Raw genomic sequence first — 26,006 nt, 5'->3', positions numbered from 1 at the left:
GCGGCTGAATGGGCAGGCTGAGCTGGTATCCTTATGCGAAACTGTCTCAACTCGATAGGATTTCATGTGAAACCTTCCGCTGTCTTTCGCTTGGCTCTATATCGCACCCTGGCCGTCGCGCTTGCCGCGCTCGCCATACTGAGCGCCGTCATGCCCGCTCCCGCCTTTGCCGCCGACTCCGACCAGCAGGTCAAGACGGTCCGCGTTGGCTGGCTCGTCAACAACAAAGGCTTCCAGGAAGGCATGCCGGGCGAGCGACTCTCGGGGTGGGGCTACGAGTACCTCCAGACCCTCTCGTATTACACAAAGGGCTGGCAATACGAATACGTTAGCGGCACCTTCTCCGAGCTTATGGACATGCTCGAAGCAGGCGAAATCGACCTCATGCCCAACATCTCGTATTCGGCAGAGCGCGAGCAGAAGCTGCTCTTTTCCTCGAACCCCGAGGGCACCGAGCGCTACTACATCTACGCCAGGCCCGACCGCGACGATCTGGCCAAGGGTGACCCCCAGGCGCTCCAAGGCCTCACCATCGGCTGCAACTCTGGCGTTATGCAAACTATCGTCGGCCAGCAGTGGCTCGCCGACGAAGGCGTCACCTGCACCTATAAAGAAATCGACACCGGCAGTGCCCTCTTTGAGGCGCTTGCAGACGGCGAGGTCGACGCCGTCATCATGAACGATACCATTTCGTCGCCCGATGCGTCACCCATGTTCTACGTAGGCTCGAGCGACTACTATTTTGCCGTTCCCAAAAGCCGCCCCGATCTGATGAACGACATCAACGCCGCCATGACGACCATCGCCCGCGATAACCCGCGCTATAACGAGGAAGTCAAATCGAGTTACTCGACCCAAAACAGTGGCTCGTCATCGCTCACCGGCCCCGAGACCACCTGGCTCAAAGCAAACGGCAATACCATCACGCTCGGCTATCTTAAAAACCAACTTCCCTACTGCACGCAAAATGACGACGGCGAGATGGAAGGATCGCTCGCCTCGCTTGCAACGACGCTGCACGACAAGTTTGGTATTACGGTCAAAACAATCGCACTCTCGAACAACAGGCAAATGATCAAAGCCCTTTCCAACGGAACCATCGATGTCGCCCTGCCATTGTTTCGCGACTACTGGCTCGCCGAGCAGACAGGAGTCATCCAGTCAAACTCGATGGGAACGGTTTCGCTGACCGCCATTCACAGTGGCAAAAACCTGAACAGCGACCTTAAGAACATCGCTTGTACAAAGAACACAATCGTTAACCGTTTTGAGCTCGAAAGTCTCTTCCCGAACGCAACAGTAACCGAGTACTCGAATGACGGCGAGGTGCTCAAAGCCCTCAATGAGGGGAAGGCACGTTGCATCATTGTCCCCAGCACGCGCCTGGAAACTCTCCGCGACACCTACGACATCGAGGATTTCGAAACACAGGAACTCACCAACACGGCGCAGCTATCGTGTTTAATTTCGCGCGGCAAGCCCGAGCTGCTGGGAATCATCAATAAGGGCATCGTCAATGCAGGTGAATCGCTCTCTGCAAACAGCTATTTCCCCACATCGTACTCGGCGCAAGAATCGAACACGTTCCAGTTTTTCTATCGTAACCGCACCGCCATTGCGACTGTTATCATCTGCATCTTGCTCACCAGCATCGCCATCCTTGTCTGGTCGCTTTACCGCGCACAGGAGGAACGGCAGAAAGCTGATGCCGCCAACGCCGCCAAAACCGCTTTCCTCACGCGCATGAGCCACGACATCCGCACGCCGCTCAACGGCATCCTAGGCCTTATCGAAATTGAGGAATTGAGAGAAGGCGACATGCAGGTCGCCCGCGAAAGCCGCGCCAAGGCGCGCGTTGCCGCCAATCACCTGCTGTCACTGATTAACGACATCCTCGAGATGGGCAGGATCGAGGAGTGCAAAGTGACGCTCGAGCACGAATCATTCAACCTTAAAGAGCTGTGCGACAATGCGCTCGTACTGTGCAAGCTCCGCGCATCGGACCGCGGCATAACCATGCTCGACACCAGCGAGCCCTACGCTGTCGACCAATATATGATCGGCAGCCCCACCCATATTCGGCAGATCCTTGTCAACCTGCTCGACAACAGCATCAAGTACAACAAGCACGGAGGCACCGTCACGTTCTCATCGACCATCAAACCGGTCGACGACGAGCACGCCGTGTTTTGCTTTAGCGTCTCGGATACCGGCATTGGTATGACGCCCGAGTTTTTGACGCACATTTACGAGCCGTTTGCCCAGGAAGGCGACGATGCGCGCAGCAAGTTCCAAGGAACCGGCATTGGCATGTCTATCGTCAAATCGCTCATCGATATGATGGGCGGCACGATTGAGATTTCGAGTGAGGTTGGCGCGGGAAGCACGTTCAACGTCCAGATACCGCTCGATATCGACAAGAACCCTCAGGCAAAAGAACGTGCGTCCAAGCAGACATACAGTTGCTCGCTTGCCGGCATGAACGTCCTTTTGGCAGAAGACAACGAGCTCAATGCCGAAATTGCCCAGGCTCTACTCGAAAGCGAAGGCATCGTCGTAACGCGCGCCGCCGACGGCAACAAAGCAGTCGACCTATACGTTAGTCGTCCCGCCGGCAGCTTCGATGCGATCCTGATGGACATCATGATGCCGGGCATGGATGGCTACGAGGCAACCCGCGCGATTCGTCTGAGCGAAAAGGCCGATGCAGCCGACATCCCCATCATCGCGCTCACTGCCAACGCCTTCAACGAGGACGCCAAGGCGGCACACGATGCCGGTATGAACGCCCATCTGCCCAAACCGCTCGACTTTAACAAGCTCAAAAACATACTCGCCCGCATCAAGAAATACGGATCCGTTTCGCTATAGTCTGTGCTCAACCACCATGCACAGCCAGAAAGGAAGCCAACGATGTTTAGGCCCTTACGTCGAAAGAAACGCGCCATCACTGACGAGGAAGCGCGCGAGTTGCTCGCCACCTGTAAGCGCGGCGTCTTTGCCGTCAACGGCGATGATGGCTACCCCTATGCCATTCCCGTCAACTACTTCTTTGACGCCGAGCACGACAAGATTTATTTCCATGGCGCCAAGGCCGGCCACAAGGTCGATTCGCTCAGGCGTGACGATAAAGTCTGCTTTACCGTTTACGGCAACGAGTGGTACAAGGACGGCGACTGGGCTCCTTACGTCATGAGCACTGTGGTCTTTGGCCGTTGCCGCCTGGTAGATGAAGCGCCTGCGTTTATCGAGGACAAAGTCCGCCAGCTCGCGCTTAAGTACTACCCTTCTGCCGAAGAAGTCGAGGAAGAAATCGCCAAAGACATCAAGGGCGTCCAACTCTACGAGATTTCAATTGAGCATCTTTGCGGCAAGCAGATTCAGGAAAAGTAGCGAATGCGAAAAACGCGCTCGCTACCCTCTGCGCCCCATGCGCCCACGCATTTTGACGGCGTGGGCGCATGGGGCAGCACTCGAATCGAGCGCCCCCCTATACCCCAAAAACGTAGCGGTCCAGGCGCTCACACGCCTCCTTTACCCGCGAAAGGGGCAGTGCCAGATTCACGCGAATGTGGCAGGGCCCGTGGAACGGGCGGCCGTCCTGATACCCCACGCCCACACGAGCGCCCTCGTCGAGCAGCCACTGAATATCGCGGCCATGCTCGCGGCACCACTCGGTGCAGTCCAGAAACACCATGTAGGTGCCCTGCGGACGCGAATAGGACACGCCCGCAAAATGCTTGTCCACGTAATTGCAGAAGTAGTCGACGTTGCCCTCGATGACCTCATTGAGCTCATCAACCCACTCGTAGCCTTGCGGCTGGTAGGCACCGATAAGCGCATGCATGGAGAGGACGTTCATCTCGTTGTAGTGCGTCTTGTTGGACACGGCGCACACGCGGTCGCGCAGCGTCTCGTTATAGATGATGTGGTAGCTGCCGACCAGGCCCGCCAGGTTAAACGTCTTGCTGGGCGCATAGAGGGCAACCGTGCGCATGCGGGCATCCTCGCTCACCGACTGCGTCGGGATATGCTTGTGACCCGGCAGGATGATATCGGACCAAATCTCATCCGAGATCACCACGCAATCGTGCTGGCGATAGATATCCATGGCGCGCTCGATCTCGTCGCGCTCCCATACGCGGCCGCAGGGATTGTGCGGCGAGCAGAACACGGCGGCATGGATATGGTTTTGTGCGAGTTTGCGCTCCATGTCCTCAAAGTCCATGCGCCACACGCCTTGGTCGTCGAGTTTAAGCGGGCTGTGGACAATGCGATAGCCCGCGGCCTCGATGGACTTGGTAAAGCCGATGTAGGTGGGACTGTGGACCAGCACCGCATCGCCCGGCTGGACATATGCGCGCAACGTCGACACGACACCGCCCAGTACGCCGTTTTCGTAGCCGATATGCTCAGGGAGCAGGCCTTCGACGCCATTACGGCGGGTCTGCCATTCGATGATGCGGTCGAAGTACTCGTCGCGCGGATTGAAATAGCCAAACATGGGATGCTGGGCGCGCTGAATGATGTACTCCTGGACCGTGGGCACCGTGGCAAAGTTCATGTCCGCTACCCACATGGGGATGCGGTCGAAGCCCTCGTCGGGTGCGTTCGGAGCCATGCCGGGAATCTCGCCCCAGGAGTCAACGGCGATGGCGTCCATGCCGTGGCGGTCGATAAGCGAAGTAAAGTCGTATTTCATGCTGAGCTCCCATGCAAAGCGGATTGTTTTGGTAGGCGTTATTGTCCACCAGCATGGGCGGTTTTGGCATGGGGTTTGGCTCTTAATTTGACGGGTGCGGACGAATGGCTGATTAGTCTTGCGCGTCGTTGACGGCGACTACGGTTAGCCGGGTTTCATCGACCGTAAAAGATATGTCGAGCTCGGCGAAGGCCAAGTGATAAACACGGTTTGGCTCGTGCTTGCTGCCCGCGCGGCGCGGATCCTGGCGAAGAACCTCAACCAAGCCAGGAAGCTTTGTAGGCGGGACCATATCCTGCAGCGCTTGCGGAAACTCGACGTCGAGCTCTTGCCACGGCGCATCCTCAATCCAGCCGCCGGTCGCATCCGGGTGGCAATCCGCAAACGGAATGTAGGGCTTAATGTCGTAGATGGGCGTGCCGTCGCGCAGGTCGGCCCCCAACACATGGATGATGGGACCATCGTCGGTGAGCTCGACACGATCAAGCTTGACGCAGGTGAGACCGATGGGATTAGGGCGAAACGGACTGCGCGTGGCAAAGACGCCCACACGCTCGGCTCCGCCCAGACGCGGCGGACGCACGGTTTTCGACCACTTGGCATTAGTTCCGGACCTGTCCTGCTTTTTGGCATCGGCGGCTATGTCCTTAGCCGTGCCGCCGGGCGTGCCGTTTTCGAAGCGCCAGAGCAGCCATAGGTGAGAGAAGGAATCCAGACCCTCAACTGCTGCGTTGGAGGCAAATTCCGGTTCAAAGACGATGCGTCCCTGCAAATGGGGCGCCAAAAAGCTGTTGCGCGGAATGCCGAACTTCTGCGGCAGATCGGTATGTATGTGTGCAATAGGTTCCATGCCGGTCATTGTACGGCATGAGGGCATGGACGCTGCGTGCAATCCCCCACCACGACCGCCCTTTTTGCAACCAACGGTTGCTTGGAAGGGCATCGGCCGCCGCGTATGCTTAAAGCCGCAAGCAGCAGAAAGGAACTATCATGGCCTTTGCAGAAAAACTCATCGCCGTCCGTCGTGCCAACAGCCTCACCCAAGAGCAGCTCGCCGCCAAGCTCTATGTCACGCGCCAGGCCGTGAGCCGCTGGGAGCGCGGCGAAGTCATCCCGGGCATCGACATGATGAAGCTCATTGCCGCCGTAACCGGAGAACCGCTGTCGCACCTGCTCGAAATGCCCGAGCACTATTGCCAGAGCTGCGGCATGATACTCACGCCCGATGACTGCGGCACCAATGCCGCGGGCGCCAGGACCGATCATTACTGCAAGTGGTGCTACGACCGCGGCAAGTACACCTATGAGACCACGATGGAGGCAATGATCGAAGATTGTGCCCCGCGGCTGGCACAAAGCACCGGCATGTCGCTCGATGAAGCCGTCTCGCTCATGGGCGCCGTGCTGCCGCAACTGGAGCGCTGGCGCTCCGTGCACGAAAACGAGGACCGCTACGGTGCCGAGGCGCGGGCGCGCTATGGCGATGAGGCTATCGATGCAGCAAACGAAACGTTACTGGATATGGATCCTCAGACATGGAACGACATGAAGGAACTTGAACGCGCTATTCTGGGCCAGCTCTCGATTGCCATGAGCGACGGCGAACCGGATGGAAGCGAGGCTCGCAAGCTTGTCGCGATGCATCGTCGCTGGATTGCTCTCAACTGGGGATGCGAGCCCCAAGACGAGGCGTACTTGGGCCTCGCCCACGGCTATCTTGCCGACCAGCGCTTTGTTGACTACTACGACAAGCCCTGCGGCACCGGCGCCACGGCGTTTCTAGTCCAGACGATCGAGTCGTCGTCGGCTCACGCATAGACTGCAGCGGCTTTGGGTATTTCAATCGAAACCTCAACCGATTGGAGACCCATGGCTACTGATCACGAGCTCGCGCTGTACGTTATGACCGGCTGCCCGTATTGCATAAAGGTCAAGCGCTTTTTGGCCGATAACGGCGTGACCATTCCCGAACGCAATATCTCGACTGACCCCGATGCCGAGCAGACGCTCATCGCCGTCGGCGGAAAACGCCAGGTTCCCTGCCTGTTCATTGACGGCGCGCCACTCTACGAATCGAACGACATCATCGCGTGGATACAGAAGAACCTGCTCTAGCGTTCTATTGCGGTCGGCCGGCCCCAACGCACAAACCCATACGGCACAAACATGTACGTCAGCATCCAAAGTCGACATTTTTCGACATCTTTGGATGCTGACGTACAGCTTTTTGCATGGGCCCACCACAGGTAGTCATTGGGGACGTTCTTAAATGACTAGTTACTTGTATTTTTGTCTACAAAATTGTATACAAAAAGAGAAGCCGCCTCATGGAGCTCATCGCTCGATGTTGCCCCGATCGGGATGGCTACATCATTTACCACGCCCTTGTCCCTCCTACGCGCAAGGTGCTCAGGGAAATCGGAATCGATCGATAGGAGGCACTATGGACGCCAAGCAGCTCGAAAAGATGATGGGGTTTGCTCCCGGTGAGCTAGAAAAAGCCGCAGCGGCATACGAAAAAGATGAGTGGCCAAAGGGCCACACCGTCAAGTTGGGAAGGCCGCCGATTTCCGATGAACCAAGCGTTGTTTTATCGGCACGTGTGGGTGAATCGGTTCTTGAAGCATTTGACGCAAAGGCAAAGCGCCATGGGCAAACGCGCACGGAGCGACTCAGGGAGCTCATCACGCTCGATGCAATGATTGCCTAGTCCCCTGCCGAACCAAACATGTACGTCAGCATCCAAAGTCGACATTTTCCGACATCTTTGGATGCTGACGTACAGCTTTTTGCAACATAGTCGTTTAAGAACGTCCCCAACGCCCACATTTAGCCGCAAAAGCGGGCAACGGGCGCAAGCGGCTGCTCGCGAAAGACGCGCTCGACAGCAGCGCGGTATTCATCGACCTTTTTGGTCTTGCGAACGAGCTTGTGAACGGTCGCGGGATCGGCGAAGGCGCATTTGGCGTAGAACCACCACTCCTTCATGCGAAAGACCGCGTTGCCCCCAATCTCGTCCGCATAGGCCGCAAACAGCATGTCGTGGAAGCGCTGCAGCTCAGCGGCCGTGGCAGCAGGGCCGCCCTTAACCATGCGAGCCAGCGCGGGGTTCGCGAGCAAGCCGCGCCCCAACATTACGTGGCGTGTTCCGGGATAGGCCCCCACCAGCGCATCCATGTCCTCAAGATCAAAGATGTCGCCGTTATAGGCCACGGGAAACGGCGCCCGTTCCAACGTCTCGCCGTAAAACTCTTTACGCGGCGAGCCCGTATAACGGTCCTTTTGCACGCGCGGATGCACGATCAGCTCTGCCAGCGGCATGCGGCAATAGAGGTCGAGCACGCGCTCGTACTCGTCATCGCATTCGAGCCCCAGTCTGGTCTTGACCGACACCGGCAAGGGCGAGCGTTCGCACACGTCGCTCAAGAACACCTCGAGCTCATCCAGGTTGCGCAGAAAGCCCGAACCCTTTCCTTTGGCGACAACCGTACCCGAGGGGCAGCCAAGGTTGAGGTTGACCTCGCGGTAGCCCATATCGGCAAGCACCTGTGCCGCCCACACAAACTCGTCCGCATTCTTGGACATCAGCTGGGGCACCACATTAAGTCCCTGGTTATTAGCAGGGTCGATCTCTTTAAACGCCTTGCCGCCAAAGCGATTGCCCACCCGCGGCGGCGGCAAAAACGGCGTGTAATAACATTCGAGCGCGCCGAAGCACTCCGCATACACGCGACGGAACACATGCCCGGTAATCCCCTCCATAGGGGCCAGCGATAAATACATCAACATCCATTCTCAAATCAATGTGACAAAGGGACTGTCCCTTTGTCACATAATACGCCCCTGTCATCGCACTTTTGCTGTATGAACGAGCGCCCATCGAGGGCGGGGGTTCTCTATACTGAGTCACATATTTCTTATCCAACGCTAGCCTAAACTGACGCACCCCGCGCGCCGCAACGACCGCCACGACACCAAGGACCAGCTATGGCTACACTTTCCGAACAAGAACGCAAGCGCATCCAGCGATACTGCATCTGTCCCAAGGTTGCCGGTGCGGCGCTTGCCATGGCGTTCGTGCTGCCATTTTTGATCATTCCCTTCGAAATGATCGACGACATCGTCTTCCATCATGAAGGATTCCAGGAGACGGGCATGATGGCCGCACTGGTGCTCACCGCCGTCGAGCTCGTCATCTTCTGCTATTGCGCGCTCGCGCCGCGCTTTGGCATGCGCGGCAAGCAGTGGAAAGAAATGCAGCGCCGACTCGCCGTCGAGCAGTCCGAGAAAGACCGCTCGGCACAAATCGCAGGTGTTGTTGGCACGCAGGCCGCCGCGCGCCTGCTTAAGAACAGCGACAACGAGACCGCGCGCAACTTGGGCGGCGCGGCAGAAGTCGCCGCTGCCGTAGGCGCCGTCGCCACCGCAGCGGACGTACTTACCGAAAGCTTCGCTAACGCAAAGGCCATGGCGGAGACCTATAGCGTGCCTATCCCCCGTGCAAAAAAATGGATCATCGCACTTGTGGCGCTGCCCCTCGCAATCGTGTGCGGTGCCTATATCCCGCAGCTGGCACAGGGAAACATCGAGATGCAAGAGAACGCCACGGCCACGGCCGAGCAGATTGCCATCGCCCGCAAAGCGCTAGAGCCCGCATGCGAGTACGTGTCCGCCGATGACCCTTACGAGCGATATCAAGATTACGGCTATCACGTCCGCGGCTATCTGCACGAAGGCGACTCCGATTCCCAGAAAACCTATACGTACCTGGATTTCGACAACAAGGGAACGCTCAAGGAAGTGAGCTACATAGCAGAGATCGACCCCAACGCGAGCCTTGAGGACAACCTCGCCCGCATCGAGCTCGACTTGGACGAGCTTTCCTCTGTCGTCCAAACCGTAGATGTCAAGACCGTGAGTCCCGAGCTCCTAGCACCGCAAAAGCTCCCCGAAGAGTTTAGGCAGGCTTTTTTGAACGGTTCGCTCTACAAGAGAATCTCCATCAGAACGAGCGACGACCCCGTCAAAACGTATTACTCATTTGACACGGAGCCCGAGGACGAGTTTGACGAGTACACCCATCCAAGCATCCGTATCACGTTGATGGGCAAAACGAGTTAGGCGCAAAGGGACAAAGGGACAGTCCCTTTTGTCACATTCGATGAAAAAGGGCACCGACATTAGTCGATGCCCTAAGGTTACTGCATGTTAAGTCCTACAGCGTATGTCTAAGACGAATCGAATTATTCATCCCAGGAGAGATTCTTGCCAGTCTTCTTTGCCAGCAGCAAAAACAGACCGATGATGACGTTGCATGCAATGCAGAAGATGAAGACGCCCTGGAAGGAGCCAACGAGCTCGTATACCTTCATCATGACGGGCATGCCAAAGGCGCCGACGATATAGCCCACGGAGCAGATGAGCGCGAAGATGCGACCAAAGTCACGGGAGCCAAAGACGTCCATCACCAAAACGGTCAGAGCGGTGCCGGCAATGACGTACATGACGTCGTTAACACCGGCAGCAAGAATGCTGAGCGTCGAGTTGCCGCTGCTCATCATGAGCATGACAAAGGAGAGAATCGAGACGGCGAGCCAGCTCAGAATGGCCTTGGTGCTGCCAAACTTATCGCAAGTGGTACCGACGATCGGGTTGAGGAACAGGTCGAACAGCGATGCGGCGGAAACCATGAAGCCACCCACCATGGGGCTAAAGCCGACCTCGGCGGCATAGGTGGGGAACAGCTGGTTCATGCAGCAAGTAAGCTGAACGAGGCAGAGGAAGCCGATGCAGAAAAAGAATGCAGGCGACTTAATAGCGCGTGCGTAGCTAACGCCACGTGCACTATCCTCGGTCGTCTCCTCGGTCTCGGCGACCGTCTCGCCTTCGACATAGCCATAGGGCAGCATGCCCTTGTCCTGAGGCTTATAGCGGATGATCAGGACGGAAGCGGGAAGAATGAGCACGGCGGAGACACCAGCGAGCACCAGATAACCGGTCCTCCAGCCAGCGGCCTCGATGACAGAGGTTATGACGGGACTCATGATGAGCATGTAAATCGAGTTCACTGCCCAAGCGAGACCAATTGCCAGGCCACCGGATTTTTTGAACCACTGGTCAATAACGTCGGACATGGCGACACCGGTAGTGAAGGCGAAGCAAACGCCAATCAGGGCGCCAGCGGCGATGAACATCCAGACTTCGGTGTAGAAGGCCATGCCTGCGCCGGCAGCGAGCAAAATAAGCTCGACGACGGGGAGCCAAACCTTGCCAACGACCTTGGGGATGAGTTTTCCGACAAACGGAAGAGCTGCCGCAAGACCGATGAGCGTTGCGGTGAAGTAATACGAGAAGATGGAGTAGTCAAACCCGAACTCCTCGCACACGGGTGCGACGAAGGAGCCGGCGATGACGCTATAGGATCCGGTCGTGCCGGCAGACATGAGGCCGAGCGCGATTACGAGAACCCATGCGTAAACCTTGCTACTCTTTAACTTTGCATTTTCCATTGATACAGCTCCTAGAGACCCAGAAGGGCACACATAACGGCCTTGATGGTGTGCTGACGGTTCTCTGCTTCACGGAAGATGACCGAAGCGTTGGCCTCAAAGCACTCGTCGGCAATCTCAAAGCCCTCGGTGATGATCTCGCGGTGCAGGTCATTCTTGCACTGGTCGAGGAGCATCTTGCCAACGCGGTGATTTGCGTTGTGAACAGAGGGGAGCTCGTGCATGCAGAAAATGTCGGGGTTGTTGGTGCGCTTGCACAGCTCACTGGTGACGCGATAGGGATACAGGGACTCGGCATCGCCAAGCCAAGAGTTGTAGTCGTCGGGGTCCAGAACCTCATCGCCGCACTCGGGGTTGATGTAGCGCCACTCCTCGGTAACGATGACGTCAACGCCGTCCAGGGCGTCAAGATCAGAGGTGATGGTGAAGGTCCTGTTGGGGGCGTACTTGGCGTAGCAGGCCTCGACCTCCTCAATCATTTCCTTGCACATCTGATGACGGAGATCATCGGGGCCGATGGCGAGGAAGTCCATGTCGAGCATGGCGCACAGGCGGCCATACCACACCGGGGCACCGGCGCAGTTGCCAACGAAGGCCATCTTCTTACCGCGGCTCGTGCGCAGGCCACCCCACTGCTCTTCCATCGTGAGGGCGTCTGCGAGCATCTGGGTCGGGTGATCGCCGAGGGTGAGAGCGTTGATGACCGGAATGTCAACAAGATCGGCGACGTCATAGAGGAACTGCTCGTCCTTCTGAGCGCGATAGACGATGAGGTCGTACATGCCGTTGAAGACACGCATGGCGTCCTCGATGGTTTCGCAATCGCCCATATGGGAGTTGGTCAGATAGGTAAAGCCCATGCCCAGGTCATTGCAGGACGTCTCAAATGCGCAACGAGTGCGAGTCGATCCCCACTCAAAGTTGGCGAGGACGTTCTTTCCGGGGAAGTAGCGCTGGTCGACACCAGACTTCTTCTGAGCCTTAAGGTTCCAGGCAAGATCGATGAGATAGCGGAAATCCTCGGAGGAGAGATCATGGATGTTGATGTAGTCGCGACCGCGGAGGCTGTTGTTCATGCCTATTTCCTTTCCATTTAGTGATAGATGAATGTCGAATGTGTCCCCGAGGGAAACACGGATATCCCTCGGGGAGCAGTAAGTGTGGCGCCTAAATCAGACAGTGCAGGCTCAAAGGCTCGCTAGCAGCTGGCTGCCACGTCCTTGGTCCAGCAGTGCACGCCGCCGCCGGACAGGTTAAGCGCGAGAGAGTCAATCATGATGACTTTGCGATCGGGGAAGCAGCTCTCAAGAACGGCTTTGGCCTGCTCGTCCTTCTCCTTCACGACTTCGTTCATTCCCTCGTGGTAATAACGCTGACCAAGAACGACGCCATTGCAGATGAGGAAGTTGCAGTAGCTCGCTGCTGCGTAGAAGTGAACGGGGCCCTCGGGCCAGGGAGTGCCATCCATAAACTTGCCGCCCATTTCGTCGATGAAGCCCTTATAGAGCTCGTAATCCTCATCGCCAGGGGCGATAACGACTTCAATCGGCTCGGCGATGGGCATACGAACGATCTCGAAGGGCTTGCCCTCCCAGTCCGTTTCGTTGCTCAGGATCTCGTAGGCCGCCTCAATGCGGCGACGAGACTCTGCGCCAGCCTTGCTCGAGGCTGCCTCTTCATCGGACACCTCGGCAAGAAGAATCTTGTTCGGAGTGATAAAGCGACACATCTCATCAATGTGAGCCGCAAAGCTCATGCCAAAGACGGGAGTTCCATCTTCCTTCTCGTCGAGGATGCCCAGTCGATAGTCGTCGTCCTCGAGCATAGGCTGCGGAAGCCAGATAACCTTGTTGAGGTTGTAGATGCGCTTATACTCGGCCTCTACTTCCTCTTTCGTGAACTCGGGATTACGCTTGCGGCATTCCGTGTCCTCAATGGCGATCAAAGTGCCGTGACCGTCAAACTCGCGGTCGCCGCCCTCCGAAACCATTTCGGAATTGACGATATCGAAGCAACCGAGCGCAACCGCCATGTGAACGGCTGCCTTACGTGCGGACTGGCACTCCGGGGAGTTCTTGTCCCACACACCGTAATAAGTCCAAGCGGGGTTGACCATATAAGAATGGCCCTTGTCGTCGACCATGATGCTGGGACCGTTGTCGCGGACATAGAAGTTGGAGTCTTCGAACTGCGTGATCTCGATGCGATCGAGATCAACCCCCTCCTCCTTCAGGCGCGAGCAAGCCTCCTCATAGGAGCCGGGGGTGCCGCAATTGAGGTTGACCGTAACGTCGCCATACTCGAGCAGAGCCTTGATCACGTCAACGCAGGGCTGGCGGTTATCGTAACCCTCTGCACGGATGTAATCGGGAAGCCAGGTCACATAGACGTTGGAGCGCTTCTCGAACTCGCCCGGCATACGATAGTTCTCGTACATGGTTGGTCCTTCCGTCGGGTTTCCCGCGATGCTGTCCGGCCGCGACAATAGCGGGGTTTCACCTGTTATAGTACTACTATACCTACCGTTCGGTATATAGTTTTGAATAATTGCCGCTCGCCTACTGATACATACCGCTCACCGTATATAGTGGTCATGTTTGGACACGAATTGATGTTCCGTTGCCATCCTTAATAATGTTGGTAGTGCGGAAATGATTTGCAATGGAGAAATGCAGCGTGAGCACAAGAAAAAAAATATTGGACGCAATGTACGATCTTGTGGCAGAAGTCGGTTATGACAAAGCGTCTATCGGAAAGATTTGCGACTTTGTCGGTATATCCAAGCCGTCGGTGTACTACTACTTTCCCTCTAAAGAGGAGATTTTCACTACGCTCTTGGACAGCATGTTTCCGACCATCGACTATCAGCGCGACTACTCGCTAATAGTCGATAGGGACGGGTTCAAGGCCGCGCTTATCGAGCTCGGCAATTCAGTTATAGGTGGTTATCGAAGCGATGAAAAGCGCCGGCGCGTGCTGGCCGAGGTTAGCGTTCAAGCAAATCGAATTCCTGCAGTTCAGGAACGTCAAGCGAAGGCGACCAAACGAACCATGGATGCGCTTAAAGACATCCTTCTTCATGGTGCAGAGATTGGCGCGTTTTCCGATAGTGCCGACGTGATGCTCTACGTACAAATTCTTTATACCGTTCTGGAGGGAGCGAGCAATACGGTCGCTCAAGGTGAGGATATTGATGAAAAAGCGGTTTGGGCGGGAATAGTCGAGCTTATGTTCAAATAGGCCAGCCAAGCTGAAGCGCATGTTGGCACCCATGGTGCCTGCGGGCAACCTTTAAAACGAAAACAGGGGTCGACTCCAGTCTGGCCTGGAGTCGACCCCTGTTGCATGGCAATCTATGCCGATGCAATCGACGCTTATTACTTTTCAGCAGCCTTACTGAGAAAGCCGGAAACAATAGCAAACGCAGCAATCATAAGGTCGCAGGCAATGCAGAAGATAAATACTCCCTGGAATGACCCTGCCATGCCGTAAACCTTCATCATGACCGGCATTCCAAAAGCACCGACGACATAGCCCGCTGAGCAAACGATTGAATAGATCCTTCCAAAATCGCGTGATCCAAAGAGCGAGAGGAGAAGCATCGGCATTGCGGTTCCAACAATGGCGAACATGACATCGTTTACGCCAGCTGCAATGATGGAAACGGTCTCATTGCTTCCGCCAATGATGAGAAGTAGGAATGAAAAAATGCTGACACCTGTCCACGCGACTGTTGCTTTAATAGCGCCGAGCTTGTCACATGTTTTGCCTACGAAGGGATTTAGGAAGATGTCGGAGAACGAAGCTGCCGAGACCATTAAGCTTCCTACGATGGGATTGAAACCGACCTCGCTTGCATAGGTTGGAAACAACTGGTTCATGCAGCAGGTGAGCTGCGCCACGCAAAGCAGGAGGACACAGAGAATAAAAGACGGCGTTTTCGCGGCATCGCGGAGTGCCATGCCCGAAAGGACATCTTCCTGCTCATCGGCGCTGCAGCTCTCATGGGTTTCGGAGGTAGTCTCTCCGTACGGAAGCATATTGCGATCAGAGGGCTTAAGGCGAATGATAAATGCACTCGCAGGTAAAATCATAGCTGCAGAAACGGCCGCAAGTACGATGTATCCCGTACGCCAGCCTTGTTGCTCGATGACCAGCGTAATGACAGGGCTCAACAACAGCGTACAGAGAGAATTAACGCCCCAAGCAAGGCCGATGGCAAGACCGGACGATTTACTGAACCATTGGTCAATAACATCGGACATGCAGACGCCCGTTGTGAACGAAAAGCAGATGCCGATCACCGCAGCGGAGACGATGAACATCCAGACTTCGGTGTAGAACGCCATTGCGGCGCCGGCGGCAATAAGGACTAGTTCAACGCAAATATGCCACGGTTTGCCGATTACTTTTGGAATGAAACGACTCAAAAGCGGAAGCCCAAGCGCAAGGCCAAGAAGAATCGCGGTGAAATAGAAAGAGAAAGAAGTGTAGTCAAAGCCCAGGTCTTCACATACAGGAGCGATGAATGAGCCGGCAATGATGCTGTAGGTGCCGGTTGTTCCCGCAGACATTAAACCGAGCGCAATAACGACAATCCAAGCAAATGCGCCGCTCTCACGGGGGCGGTCCTTTTCGGCTGGTGCGATGAGAGTCATGGTTACTCCGTTTCTATCGGCAATGCAACCTATATGCCTACCGATAGGTATATAAAGATGGAGATTCTTCGTCAAGCGTTAAGCGGGGAGCGGGGACCCTTAACGTGCCGAACGGTAATTGGGCCCCCAATGCGACAAAGGGACTGTCCCTTTGTCGCATTATTCGGAGCGCAGGGCCTCCACGGGATCCTTCTTGGATGCGCTGCGAGCCGGCAGCAGGCCGGCAACGACCGTCAGCAGCACCGAAATAACAATGAGCATCAGCGCGTCTTGAACGGGCAGGCTCATCAGGTTGGGCACCTGCTTGGCCGCAAGCGCCCAGGCATTAACCGGAAAGCTCACGGCCACCACGACGACAATGGCAAAGACGCCGGCAATGAGGCCTTCGATAAAGGTCTCAGCGTTGAACACGTTTGCCACGTTGCGCTTTGACGCGCCGATCGCGCGCAGGATGCCAATCTCCTTTTTGCGCTCCAGCACGCTGATGTAGGTGATGATGCCGATCATGATGGAGCTCACCACCAAACTGATACTCACGAATGCGATGAGCACCAAGCTGATAGCATTCACGATGTCGGTCACCGAGCCCATGATGATGCCCATGTAGTCGGTATACGAGATTGCCTGCTCATCGTGACCAGCGGCTTTGACCTGCTTGTTGTACGCATCGATATAATCGAGCACGCGCTCCTTGGCCTCAAAGTCGCGCGGGAAAATCTTGACCGAAATGGGGTCCGCCTCGTCCGCATAGCCCAACGTGGTCAGATTGTTGTCGTAGGTGAGCTTCGACGCCTTGGCATAGCTCATCATGAGCGAGCTCAGGTCCTCGGCGTCCATGTTGAAGTGGATGGCACGAGCAAAGGCGTTCGCATCCACGCGCATGGCGCTCGCCAGGTTGGCAAAACTCGAAGACATCTGCGTCGCCATCTGGTCCATAAGCCCTGCCGCGCCCGCCTTGAGCTGAGCTGATACCGTCGTGGCAATCTGCTCGCTGACCGCCTTCATCACCTGATCCATAGACTGCTGCAAATACGGAGCCAGCTGCTTTTGCACATAGTCGCCCATCACCTGCTGCAGACGCTCGGCCAGGGCATCGCCGCCAAGCGCTTTGAGCTGTGCCAAAATTTGCTGGGCTGCGGCATCATTCTCAAGATATGCCGAGAATGCGGCAGCGAGCTTTGACGCGTCTTTAAGGTCTTCGGGTGACAGCGCCTTAAACTGATCAGACCGCAAAAAGCCCTCAAACAGCTGGTTGGCAAGCGTTCCCACCTGCTGCATTTGCTCGGGCGTGAGCTCCAGACCGTCAAAGATGCCCGAGAAATCTGGGGTTGGCGCTTTGGCCATGATGTCGCTGAAGTCGATGTCCTTACCAACGCCCGAAAGGTCAATGTTCAGCCCGGACAAGTCGATACCAGAAAGGTCCATACCGCCGGCCGCACCCGAGAGCGCAGACGAATCGAGAGAGAACGCGCTCTTGAGCGCCGCCTCGTCCACGCTGAACATGCTGCCCAGATCCACACCTTGCTTGGCCTCGCCCTGCAGCTCGTCGAAGGTTTTACCCGTAAAGACATCCGTCTCGGGGTGGGCAAGCTGCTCCTGCACGATCTGCGAATCGGCGGCGCGCTTCATAAGCTGGCAAGTCAGCGCATGCGTATAGGCAATGCCCGGAGTCAATGCGCTCGCGTTTGCCGTCTCGTTGGGTCGCACCACGCCCACAATGCGCACGTCGATACCGTCAGCAACCTTGGACGCCATAAAGTCGGCATCGCCGGACATGTCAGTCCACATGCCGGTCTCTTCGTTTTTGCGATAGGCATCGGCCGGCGACAACACCTTAAATGTCGTGGACAGCGCATCGTCGTAGGTAAAGTCGGCTCCGGTCTCGGGCGTCTCGACCTTACCGTCGGCCGTCATGGCACTGTTGACCAGGTCGTTGAGCTCGTCGATATCCAGCGCACCGATGCTGTAGAGCGTGTAATCGCCCACCGTGCCGCGGCTCGAAAGCACCATTACAGCTTCGTTAGCAGACGTAGGCCAATGCCCCGCCACAACATCGTACTGGCTGTCGAGCAGGTTCTGGTCGTCAATCATCTCGTTAAAGACCGAGGTTCCCATGGATTCCATGCTCACCGTTGCCGCCGAGCTCGCGCCTCCGCTCATGGCCTCGGTCATAGCGTTGGGCACCAGCCGGACAGGCTTCTCATCGCCCTTGCCGGCACGATAGACGACCGGCGTCACGCCGTAACCATACTGGATAGCGTTGACCTCTTTATCGATGCCATCGCCACCGGCATCGAGCCATGCCTTAAAGCTCGTCATATCGTTAGATTTAACACTTGCGAACATGTCCTTTACGGCCGTGACCACAGGGATCTTATCGGTCCCCTGAGCCTTGCCGCCGGTAGCGCCATCGGACGAGTCCTCGCCCTTGGACGCCTCCTCATCCGTGGCCCCCTGTCCGCCCATCATAGACGACAGGTCGTAATCTTGTTTGGAAATCGTAAGCGGGTAGCTTGAGAGCGTGTCCTCCTCGACCTTTTTGATGTAGCCGTTTACGCCGTTGGAGAGCGCCAGAATCGCCGCGATGCCAATAATGCCAATCGAACCTGCAAAGGCCGTCATGGCCGTGCGGCCCTTCTTGGTCATGAGGTTTCGGGCAGAAAGCCCCAGGGCCGTCATAAAGCTCATCGAGGTTTTGCGCGTGGGTTTTGCCTCGCGATGTGCGACCGTGGCCACATCAAAGGGGTCGGAATCGTCGGTGACCTTGCCGTCCGCCAGGCTGACGATGCGCGTGGCGTACTTGTACGCCAGCTCGGGATTGTGCGTGACCATGATGACCAGACGATCGCGCGCAACGTCCTTGAGCAAATCCATAACCTGCACGGATGTCGTTGAGTCCAAGGCGCCGGTCGGCTCGTCAGCCAGCACGATTTCGGGGTCGTTGATCAAGGCGCGGGCAATGGCCACGCGCTGCATCTGCCCGCCCGAAAGCTGGTTCGGGCGTTTGTCAACGTGCTCGCCCAGACCAACCGCCTCGAGCGCCTTACGCGCACGCTGGCGGCGCTCGGCATGTCCCACGCCCGTGAGTGTAAGCGCCAATTCCACGTTTTCCAAAATGGTCTGATGCGGAATGAGGTTGTAGCTCTGAAACACAAAGCCAATGCGATTGTTTCTGTAGGCATCCCAATCGCGGTCGCTGAAGTCCTTGGTCGAGATGCCATCGATCAGCAGGTCGCCGGAATCGAAATGGTCGAGTCCACCAATGACGTTGAGCATCGTAGTTTTACCCGAGCCCGAAGGACCCAGGATGGCTACAAACTCGTTATCGCGAAAAGACAGGCTCACGCTGTCGAGCGCCACCTGCGTAAACGACTGCGCAACATACCTTTTGCAAATATCTTTGAGATCCAGCATGGACGGCAACCTCTCCCCCGCCGTTCGCGTTCGCCACGTTTGACCTACTCTATCAGCTTTTTTGCCGGTACCAGTAAGGAATGTAACGAACAAAAAACGGGACGGCACGCCGTATGGCGCACCATCCCGCACATAGCATCGAAGATGTGACAAAGGGACTGCCCCTTTGTCACACCTTTGTCGCATTCGAACCTACTGTCCGCTCTTCGCGAGTGCCTGATCGATCAGTTTGTTGAGCGCCTCGCGCTGCTCAGCGGAGTTGATACCGCCCATGATCGGCTCTCCCACGATGTTGCCGTTCTGGTCGATCACGTAGGTGGTCGGGAACGAGTAGAGGTTTGAGGTGAACTTTCCGGCCTCGCTATCCGACTTAAACCAGATGTTTTTATACGTCACGCCCTTCTTGGAAAGCACGTCCTTGGCATCGGCCACCTCGTCTTTGTTGCCGTCGAGCGTAAAGGAATTAACGCCCACGACCTGACCGCCCTTCTCGGCAAGCTCCTTGTTGAGCTTCTCCAGATCGCCCAGCTCTCCCACGCACGGCTTGCAGGTGGTAAACCAGAAGTTCATGACGGTGACCTTGTTCTTGGAGAACAGCTCGTCGCTGTTTACATCGTTGCCGTCCAAGTCCTTGCCCTTAAAGCTAGGGAACTTCGTCTCCTCGCTCTCGCCGTTGGTCATCCCTGCGGCCGAAGCATCAACGCTCTCCCCCTCGCCGGGCGTGCTGCCACATCCGGGGAACTCCTTCTCCAGCGCCATGAGCTTGTCCTCGATCTCCTTGACCTGCTGCGCGCCGGCCTTAAGCGTCTTGAGCTCGTCAGCTGTAAACTGGTCCTTGGCGCCCTCGATGGTATCAAGCAAAAAGTCGCCGTAGTTCTTGCCGTCCTCAATCATGGGAGTGTCTTTGTTGGCCGCAAGGAACACCTTTTCCCATAGGGCGTTATCACTCGCAAAGATCTCGTTTTCCTTTTGCAGCAGCTGCTGGTACAGCTCGGCCGCCTCCTCGGCGCTCGACGGCTTTTGCGCCACAAGCTCGGCAATCTGCGCATCGCCGCTCGCGGTATCCTTCGCGTCGCCCTTGGGGGCAGAGCACGCCGCGAGCGTCAGCGCCAGCACGGGCAGCATCAACAGAGCCGCAATTTTTGACAGTTTCATGGTTCCTCCGTTTATATCGAAGCTTGTATAGGGACCTATTTGTTTTCGCAGGCTTGCGTGGGCTGCGCGGACTTGTTGCCCGTCGCGCCCAGCCCGTAGCGAAAGCTAATGGCATCGACGGGGCACGCGCCCACGCATTTGCCGCAACGAATGCACTCGGCATGGTCGGGTGTACGCGTAACGTCCACGTCCATCTGGCACACCCTGGCGCACTTGCCGCACGAGACGCACTTGCCCTGGTCAACCTGGATCCCCAGTAACGACACCTTGTTCATAAGCGCATAAAATGCACCGAGGGGGCAAATCCATTTACAGAAGGGGCGATAGAACAGTACGCTCAGCACCGCAACCACAATGAGAATCGCGAGCTTCCAGGTAAAGAGCTTTCCCAGCGCGGAGCGGATTCCCACGTTCATGATGGACAGCGGAATCGCGCCCTCGAGCACACCTTGCGGGCAGATGTACTTGCAAAAGAACGGGTCGCCCATACCCACATCGTTGACCACCAAGACGGGCAGCAGCACCACGGCAAACAGCAGCACGGCATACTTGATGTACGTGAGCGGCTTGAGCTTTTTCGTGGAGAGCTTTTTGCTGGGAATCTTGTGCAAAAGCTCTTGCAGCCATCCAAACGGGCACAAAAAGCCGCATACAAAACGTCCCAGCAGCACGCCGATTAGAATGAGCGTTCCGGTGACGTAATACGAAAAGCTGAACTTAGACGATCCCACCACCGACTGAAACGACCCGATGGGGCACGCACCCGAGGCCGCTGGACACGAGTAGCAGTTAAGCCCCGGCACGCAGACGGCTTTGCCGGCTCCCTGGTAGATACCGCCCTTGGCAAAGTTAGGCAGGTGAATATTGGTCGCAAGCGTCGCCGCCGCCTGAATCAATCCGCGGAATCTCGCCAAAAGATGCGATGCAGTGTTTTTTCTTTTATCCAATTCCGATACACTCCAAGCACAGCCTGATTGCCTTGGCCAGCACGGCATCTGCCTCGCCGCGCATAACGCCAAAGCACACCATGGCTACCCCAACGATCAGCAAAGCCACCTGCGCCACAGGCTTAATCGCTTTGAACAATCTGACCACTCCTTTCGTTTCGCGACCCATTGGACCATACCGACTATAAAATCCGTGTTAAGCGTGAATGACTATGCAAGGAGAACGTTATGCGCATCTTGGTCGTCGAGGACGAGCGGGCGCTGTGCGATGCGATCGCACGCAGCCTGCGCAACTTGGCCTATAGCGTCGACTGCTGCTACGACGGGCAGCAGGCCCTCGACCTGCTCGATATCGAGACCTTTGATCTTGTCGTGCTCGACCTCAATCTCCCCCATGTCGACGGCATGACCGTGCTCAGGCAACTCAGAATTACCGATTGCGAGACCAAGGTGCTCGTGCTCTCGGCACGCGGCGAGGTCACCGACAAGGTAGCAGGGCTCGATGCGGGCGCCAACGACTACCTCACCAAGCCGTTCCATCTTGACGAGCTGGCAGCACGTATCCGTAGCCTCACGCTCAGACGCTTTACGCAAAGCGACGTTGTCCTGACCTGTGGCTCGCTGAGCTTTGACACCAAAGCGCGCGTCGCCTCCGTGGGCGGCGAGACCCTATGCCTCACGCGCAAGGAGACCGGCATCTTGGAATACCTGATGCTTAACCAGGGGCGGCCGGTGAGCCAGGAAGAGCTTATCGAGCATGTATGGGACAGCAGCGTCAACAGCTTTAGCAACGCGACCCGCGTGCACATCTCGTCGCTGCGCAAAAAGCTGCGCGGTGCGTTGGGGCACGACCCCATCCGCAACCGAATCGGCGAAGGCTACGTTATGGAGGACGGCAAATGAAGCGGCTGTCTCTGCAGTGGCGCATCACGTTGATGACGGCCCTGCTGGTATGCTCGACCTGCGTACTTATGAATTGTCTGGTTGGCTACTCCGGCATGCGCTACATGGACTCGATTGGTGCAGAAGCGTCGGCGCACAGCAAGGTGGAGGCGGCCTCGCCCAGCTCATTTGACCCGACAAACAAAGAGCTCGACGACGCGCTGACCATCGTCGTGAACGACGCCCAAGAATCGTTTGGCGCGACGAGCTGGTATATAACTGCGGCGGTGACGCTGCTCGGCGGCGTGCTGGCCTACTTTGTAAGCGGACATGCGCTGCGGCCGTTGCGCTTCTTTGCGACGCAAGTCGAGAGCGTGCGGCCCGACAACCTCGCCGACACAAAAATCAGCGAGGACGTGCCCTCTGAACTCAGGCGCTGCAGCGCGTCGTTTAACGACATGATTGCCCGCCTTGACGAGGGATTTTCCGCACAAAGACAGTTTACGGGCAATGCGGCGCACGAGCTGCGCACGCCACTTGCGCTCATGCAGGCCCAGGTCGAGCTGTTTTGCGCCGAGCACCCCGACGTCGACGCCGATACAGCGAGCCTGCTCGGGCTGCTGCAGGAGCAGACCGAGCGAATGACGCACATGACAAAGACCCTGCTCGAGATGAGCGAGCTGCGCAGTGTCCCTTGCAACGATGTGATTGACCTAGCGCCGATGATCGAAGAAGTGCTCACGGACCTGGCACCCCTTGCCGAGCAAAAAGACATCACGCTTACAAGTGAGGGCGACGCGCAAACGATCGGCAGCGACACGCTGATCTATCGGTTGCTGTTCAACTTGACCGAAAACGCCATACGTTACAGCGCGCCCAACTCGACCGTGCAAATCAACGCCTGCGCCGAAGGCGACCACGTGCTGCTACGCGTGCGCGACCAGGGGCCGGGCGTTCCCGAGCAATACCAGACGAGCATCTTTCAGCCCTTCTTTCGTGTCGACAAATCGCGCAGCAGGGCATACGGCGGCGTGGGGCTGGGGCTTGCGCTGGTCTGGGAGATCGCCGCGCTCCACGGCGGCTCCATCGAGGTCGAAAAGAGCTCGGAGCGCGGAACGACCATGCTCGCAACTCTTCCCACTCGCGCACTCGGCTCATTAAAATAACGAACGGGATGGCACGCCGCGTGGCGTACCATCCCGCACATAATATCGAGGATGTGACAAAGGGGCTGTCCCTTTGTCACATCTGCTAGTTCTCGTCGCCTGCCAGCTGAGTTAGCTTACTCCCACTCGACCGTGCCAACGGGCTTCGGCGTGAGGTCGTAGCAAACGCGGCAAATACCGGGGACCTCGGCGGTCACGCGAGCGGTAATGCGCCTGAGCAGCGCCCAGTCGAGCTCAGGCACCTCGGCGGTCATGACGTCGACGGTGTTGATGCAGCGAATAATGCAGGGCCAGTCGTAGGCGCGCTTGCCCTCGCGCACACCGGTAGCGCGGAAATCGGGCACTACGGCAAAGTACTGCCAGATGGTCAGGCCGGCCTTGTCGATCTCTTCGCGCACGATGGCATCGGCCTCGCGCAGCGCCTCGAGACGGTCACGGGTGATGGCGCCAAGGCAGCGGACGCCCAGGCCAGGACCGGGGAACGGCTGACGCTCAACCATGTTCTCGGGCAGGCCGAGCTCGCGGCCCACGACGCGCACCTCGTCCTTGTACAGCAGCTTAACGGGCTCGCAGAGCTCAAACTGCAGGTCCTCGGGCAGGCCGCCAACGTTGTGGTGAGCCTTCACGCCGTCCTGCGACTCCAGAATGTCGGGGTAGATGGTGCCCTGGGCGAGGAAACTGACCTCGTCACCGACCTTGCGGGCCTCCTCCTCGAACACGCGGATGAACTCGGCGCCGATAATCTTGCGCTTGGCCTCGGGCTCGTCGACGTCGACGAGTTTATCGAGAAAGCGGTCGGTGGCGTCCACGTAAACCAGGTTGGCGTCCATCTGATTCTGGAACACGTCGATGACCTGCTCGCTCTCGCCCTTGCGCATGAGTCCATGGTTCACATGCACGCAGATAAGCTGCTTGCCGATGGCCTTGATCAGCAGCGCCGCGACAACAGAGCTGTCGACGCCGCCAGAAAGGGCCAGCAGAACCTTCTTGTCACCGATCTGCTCGCGGATTGCGGTGACCTGCTCGTCGATGAACGCCTGAGCAAGTTCGGGAGTGGTGATACGCACCATATCGTCGGGACGCTTGTTGGGATCCATGCAGGGCTCCTTTTCGGGTCGATGGAACGCGCCGCACATATGCAAACGCGCTGTCATATGACCTCATTATATGCAGAGCGAGGTTCGTTTCCCATCGCTTCGGCAGAGCTTTTTGCAGGGGCGGCAGTTTTTCCTTATGCCAAGGTCAGCCATGCCTCGACAACCACCTTAAGAGCATCGCCAATAGACTCTTCCTTTATACGTTCGGCATACTCGTAGGCGATACCCACAAATTCCAGTCCCGAGCAACAGGAGTACAATTGCTGCTAATGTTGCCAGCCGTTGGGAGATGGAAGATGGACTGCGATGGCTACCCATGCGTTCCCATGCCGTTGATGTGCACCGCCTTTGTGCCGGGGCAGATTGACGCTGCGGTTGCAGGCATTTCCGACCCCGATTCGCGCACCATCGCCACGGCAGAAGCGCTGTACTTTCGCGGACAGGCCACCCTTGCTGCCGAGACAGCACGTCCCTATCTTGACGCCACCGACCCCGCACTGCGCTATTCCGCATGCTTTATCTGCGGATATGCCAGTCTGTCGCTCAACCGTATCGCCGATGCCCGCCGTTGCCTTGCGGGCATCCTCGATACGCCAACTGACGAGGAATCGCCCGCCGTCCACGCCACGCATATCCTGTTCGCCTCGGCCGCGAGCGTCCTGCTGCACTTGCCTTCCCCGTATTCTGCCGAAGAGTTTTATCCACTTGCGGCGCATCTGCCCGAAGGCCTGCGCCTGTTCGCCAGCTACGTGATGGCGCATGCCTTATATCTGCGCGGTGAATACGGCCGCAGCCTGGGCATGGTGGAAAATGCCCTGATCATGAAACAGGGAAGCTATCCGATCTCGGAACTGTTCCTGCACTTGGCAGCTTCCATGGCATGCATGAGCCTCAAGGACATCGACGCCGCAAAAACGCACTTCGGAGCCGCTTGGGACATTGCGCGTCCCGACGGCCTTATCGAACTCATCGGCGAGCACCACGGCCTTTTGCAGGGGCTTATCGAGGCATGCTTAAAATCGCAATACCCCGACGATTTCGCTCGCATCATCGAGATCACGTATCGATTCAGCTACGGTTGGCGGCGCATCCACAACCCCGATTCGGGCGAGGACGTGGCCGACGATCTAACGACCACGGAGTTCACCATGGCCATGCTCGCCTGCCGCGGGTGGACCAACGTCGAAATCGCACGCCATATGGGAGTATCGCCGGGCACCGTCAAAAACCGCCTATCCGGCGTATACACCAAGCTTGGCATCGGCACGCGCGCGGAGCTGGTCGCGCATATGTTGCGTTAGCGACCGGGCTGCCAAGCGCATCGAACACGTTCCGGAACCCGGCACTTCGCTCGATCAATTTGGACATTTTGACCCTTGAACGGCACTACCGCCACGGGGCACCTTCTCGCAAAGACAGCAACGTCCCCCTTACGGCAGCCGCTGCAGCACTCGCCGCGGCAGGCGCCGGCCTCGT

22 protein-coding genes are annotated in these 26,006 nt (G+C 57.2%); 10 read left to right on the top strand and 12 right to left on the bottom strand.

The features are described from left to right. Nucleotides 1-66 precede the first annotated feature (66 nt). Together OGM60_02625 and OGM60_02620 are read left to right on the top strand one after the other, a co-directional pair. Nucleotides 67-2,871, top strand: a complete 2,805-nt coding sequence (locus tag OGM60_02625; GenBank protein UYI99703.1) for a transporter substrate-binding domain-containing protein — start codon at nucleotides 67-69, stop codon at nucleotides 2,869-2,871. A 42-nt stretch (nucleotides 2,872-2,913) separates the two neighbouring features. Further along, on the top strand, nucleotides 2,914-3,393 hold the full coding sequence (locus tag OGM60_02620) for a pyridoxamine 5'-phosphate oxidase family protein (GenBank protein UYI99702.1): 480 nt from the start codon (nucleotides 2,914-2,916) through the stop codon (nucleotides 3,391-3,393). A gap of 97 nt (nucleotides 3,394-3,490) precedes the next feature. Here OGM60_02620 and OGM60_02615 read toward each other — a convergent pair whose 3' ends face one another. Together OGM60_02615 and tsaA are read right to left on the bottom strand one after the other, a co-directional pair. Next, nucleotides 3,491-4,702: an aminotransferase class I/II-fold pyridoxal phosphate-dependent enzyme gene (locus OGM60_02615; GenBank protein UYI99701.1), complete on the bottom strand. Its 1,212-nt coding sequence runs from the start codon at nucleotides 4,700-4,702 to the stop codon at nucleotides 3,491-3,493. 112 nt (nucleotides 4,703-4,814) lie between these two features. Continuing rightward, nucleotides 4,815-5,552: a tRNA (N6-threonylcarbamoyladenosine(37)-N6)-methyltransferase TrmO gene (tsaA, locus tag OGM60_02610; GenBank protein ID UYI99700.1), complete on the bottom strand. Its 738-nt coding sequence runs from the start codon at nucleotides 5,550-5,552 to the stop codon at nucleotides 4,815-4,817. Nucleotides 5,553-5,692: 140 nt separating this feature from the next. Between tsaA and OGM60_02605 the strand changes: the two genes are divergently transcribed. From OGM60_02605 to OGM60_02595, 3 genes are all read left to right on the top strand, one after another. After that, nucleotides 5,693-6,520, top strand: a complete 828-nt coding sequence (locus OGM60_02605; protein UYI99699.1) for a TipAS antibiotic-recognition domain-containing protein — start codon at nucleotides 5,693-5,695, stop codon at nucleotides 6,518-6,520. 51 nt (nucleotides 6,521-6,571) lie between these two features. Further along, the gene (locus tag OGM60_02600) at nucleotides 6,572-6,817 is read left to right on the top strand and encodes a glutaredoxin (protein UYI99698.1); all 246 of its coding nucleotides are present in this window, start codon (nucleotides 6,572-6,574) and stop codon (nucleotides 6,815-6,817) included. 328 nt (nucleotides 6,818-7,145) lie between these two features. Then, nucleotides 7,146-7,412, top strand: a complete 267-nt coding sequence (locus OGM60_02595) for a ribbon-helix-helix protein, CopG family (GenBank protein ID UYI99697.1) — start codon at nucleotides 7,146-7,148, stop codon at nucleotides 7,410-7,412. 119 nt (nucleotides 7,413-7,531) lie between these two features. Here OGM60_02595 and OGM60_02590 read toward each other — a convergent pair whose 3' ends face one another. Then, nucleotides 7,532-8,485, bottom strand: coding sequence for a tRNA-dihydrouridine synthase family protein (locus OGM60_02590; GenBank protein ID UYI99696.1), 954 nt, complete (start codon nucleotides 8,483-8,485; stop codon nucleotides 7,532-7,534). Nucleotides 8,486-8,689: 204 nt separating this feature from the next. On the opposite strand from OGM60_02590, the gene OGM60_02585 reads away from it, so the two are divergent. After that, nucleotides 8,690-9,823: a hypothetical protein gene (locus OGM60_02585; GenBank protein ID UYI99695.1), complete on the top strand. Its 1,134-nt coding sequence runs from the start codon at nucleotides 8,690-8,692 to the stop codon at nucleotides 9,821-9,823. A gap of 122 nt (nucleotides 9,824-9,945) precedes the next feature. On the opposite strand, the gene OGM60_02580 is transcribed toward OGM60_02585, so the two are convergent. The 3 genes from OGM60_02580 to OGM60_02570 form a co-directional block, all read right to left on the bottom strand. After that, complete coding sequence (locus OGM60_02580) at nucleotides 9,946-11,211, bottom strand: MFS transporter (protein UYI99694.1); 1,266 nt, start codon at nucleotides 11,209-11,211, stop codon at nucleotides 9,946-9,948. Between the two features lie 11 nt (nucleotides 11,212-11,222). Continuing rightward, nucleotides 11,223-12,287 (bottom strand): ornithine carbamoyltransferase, encoded by a 1,065-nt coding sequence (locus OGM60_02575; GenBank protein UYI99693.1) that lies wholly within the window; start codon nucleotides 12,285-12,287, stop codon nucleotides 11,223-11,225. Between the two features lie 122 nt (nucleotides 12,288-12,409). Further along, the gene (locus OGM60_02570; GenBank protein UYI99692.1) at nucleotides 12,410-13,648 is read right to left on the bottom strand and encodes an agmatine deiminase family protein; all 1,239 of its coding nucleotides are present in this window, start codon (nucleotides 13,646-13,648) and stop codon (nucleotides 12,410-12,412) included. A 239-nt stretch (nucleotides 13,649-13,887) separates the two neighbouring features. Between OGM60_02570 and OGM60_02565 the strand changes: the two genes are divergently transcribed. After that, a complete protein-coding gene (locus tag OGM60_02565) occupies nucleotides 13,888-14,451 on the top strand; it encodes a TetR/AcrR family transcriptional regulator (GenBank protein UYI99691.1) in 564 nt (187 codons plus the stop codon). Between the two features lie 137 nt (nucleotides 14,452-14,588). Here OGM60_02565 and OGM60_02560 read toward each other — a convergent pair whose 3' ends face one another. The 5 genes from OGM60_02560 to OGM60_02540 form a co-directional block, all read right to left on the bottom strand. Then, the gene (locus OGM60_02560; protein UYI99690.1) at nucleotides 14,589-15,869 is read right to left on the bottom strand and encodes an MFS transporter; all 1,281 of its coding nucleotides are present in this window, start codon (nucleotides 15,867-15,869) and stop codon (nucleotides 14,589-14,591) included. Nucleotides 15,870-16,028: 159 nt separating this feature from the next. Continuing rightward, nucleotides 16,029-19,283, bottom strand: coding sequence for an ABC transporter ATP-binding protein/permease (locus OGM60_02555; GenBank protein ID UYI99689.1), 3,255 nt, complete (start codon nucleotides 19,281-19,283; stop codon nucleotides 16,029-16,031). 192 nt (nucleotides 19,284-19,475) lie between these two features. Next, on the bottom strand, nucleotides 19,476-20,438 hold the full coding sequence (locus OGM60_02550) for a redoxin domain-containing protein (GenBank protein ID UYI99688.1): 963 nt from the start codon (nucleotides 20,436-20,438) through the stop codon (nucleotides 19,476-19,478). Nucleotides 20,439-20,473: 35 nt separating this feature from the next. Next, nucleotides 20,474-21,385 (bottom strand): 4Fe-4S binding protein, encoded by a 912-nt coding sequence (locus OGM60_02545; GenBank protein UYI99687.1) that lies wholly within the window; start codon nucleotides 21,383-21,385, stop codon nucleotides 20,474-20,476. Beyond that, entirely contained in the window at nucleotides 21,378-21,524 is a 147-nt protein-coding gene (locus OGM60_02540; protein UYI99686.1) for a CD1871A family CXXC motif-containing protein, read from the bottom strand. Before OGM60_02540 ends, OGM60_02545 begins: the two co-directional genes overlap by 8 nt. An 89-nt stretch (nucleotides 21,525-21,613) precedes the next feature. Between OGM60_02540 and OGM60_02535 the strand changes: the two genes are divergently transcribed. Both OGM60_02535 and OGM60_02530 read left to right on the top strand, forming a co-directional pair. Then, on the top strand, nucleotides 21,614-22,288 hold the full coding sequence (locus tag OGM60_02535) for a response regulator transcription factor (protein UYI99685.1): 675 nt from the start codon (nucleotides 21,614-21,616) through the stop codon (nucleotides 22,286-22,288). After that, nucleotides 22,285-23,433 carry an ATP-binding protein gene (locus OGM60_02530; GenBank protein UYI99684.1) on the top strand — a complete coding sequence of 383 codons (1,149 nt, stop codon included), beginning with the start codon at nucleotides 22,285-22,287 and terminating at the stop codon, nucleotides 23,431-23,433. The genes OGM60_02535 and OGM60_02530 overlap by 4 nt, the downstream gene beginning before the upstream one ends. A 116-nt stretch (nucleotides 23,434-23,549) precedes the next feature. Here the strand turns inward: OGM60_02530 and guaA are convergent, their stop codons facing one another. Then, nucleotides 23,550-24,530, bottom strand: coding sequence for a glutamine-hydrolyzing GMP synthase (gene guaA, locus OGM60_02525; GenBank protein ID UYI99683.1), 981 nt, complete (start codon nucleotides 24,528-24,530; stop codon nucleotides 23,550-23,552). Nucleotides 24,531-24,826: 296 nt separating this feature from the next. On the opposite strand from guaA, the gene OGM60_02520 reads away from it, so the two are divergent. Continuing rightward, nucleotides 24,827-25,831, top strand: coding sequence for a LuxR C-terminal-related transcriptional regulator (locus OGM60_02520; GenBank protein UYI99682.1), 1,005 nt, complete (start codon nucleotides 24,827-24,829; stop codon nucleotides 25,829-25,831). Nucleotides 25,832-26,006: the final 175 nt, after the last annotated feature.

The sequence above is a fragment of the Coriobacteriaceae bacterium genome (assembly GCA_025757745.1).
Lineage (GTDB): Bacteria > Actinomycetota > Coriobacteriia > Coriobacteriales > Coriobacteriaceae > Collinsella.
Note: the sequence above shows the minus strand (reverse complement) of the source record. Positions and strands in the feature narration are given on the sequence as shown.